General features: G+C 31.5%; 1 protein-coding gene. It reads left to right on the top strand.

Annotated elements, in window-relative coordinates; all coding sequences use genetic code 11:
* The first annotated feature begins 78 nt into the window (after positions 1-78).
* Positions 79-960, top strand: coding sequence for an IS982 family transposase (locus tag BA768_RS18735; RefSeq protein WP_065721981.1), 882 nt, complete (start codon positions 79-81; stop codon positions 958-960).
* Positions 961-975 lie beyond the last annotated feature (15 nt).

The following is a 975-nucleotide window of genomic DNA, read 5'->3' as shown; positions in this document are numbered from 1 at the left end:
ACCCGTAGTGCATTATAAAAAAAGTTATTCATGTTACAAAAATTTGTAAATTGTATTGACTACCAATCAAATACATTCATGAATAACCTAGATGCAATTTACGATTTTATTCTCACAAAATTGAGAGAGCTGTGTGAGGGAGAAAATTTTTATTTTAAACCCATAAAACCAAAATTATCAGATTTAGAGCTTATTGCCATCAATATTTCTGCAGAATATTTATCCATAGATTCGGAATATCAATTGTTTAGATATCTGTCAAGTTCAAAACTCGATGGAAAGATAGAACGAAGTGTATACAACAGAAGAAAAAGAAAACTGTTTTTTCATATGGAAAATCTTAGAAAGCTTATTGTAAGCCGGTTTAATGATGCTCAAAATGTATTTATCGTAGACTCAATGCCTTTGGAGATATGTAAAAACGCGAGAGCAAAACGCTCGAAAATATGCAAAGAACATGAATTTTCATTTCCAAGTAAAGGATATTGTGCTTCGCAATCAAGTTATTATTATGGCTACAAATTGCATGCGGTATGCTCTGTTTCCGGGGTGTTTCAGAGTTTTGACATTTCTACAGCAAGTATTCATGATATTCATTTTCTGCAGGATATTAAACAGCAAATGAAAAAATGCACCCTTATCGGAGATCGAGGCTATCTCTCGACGAAAGTACAGACTGACTTGTTCAATTACGCTCATATTAAGCTGGAAACACCGATGAGAAGCAACCAAAAAGATTATAAGAAGCAGAAATATACTTTCAGAAAATCAAGGAAAAGGATAGAAACCTTATTCTCCCAGCTCTGTGATCAGTTTAAAATAAGAAACAATTATGCTAAGTCATTTAATGGATTCAAAACAAGAATACTAAGTAAAATAATGACACTCACATTTATCCAATTCATAAATGTTTTTGTTTATAAAAGAAAAATGAATAATATTAAAATAGCTATTGTGTGATAATGCACTACGGGT

The organism is Chryseobacterium sp. CBo1 (genome assembly GCF_001693475.1).
GTDB lineage: Bacteria > Bacteroidota > Bacteroidia > Flavobacteriales > Weeksellaceae > Chryseobacterium > Chryseobacterium formosense.
This window is presented reverse-complemented; position numbering and strand designations above follow the sequence as displayed.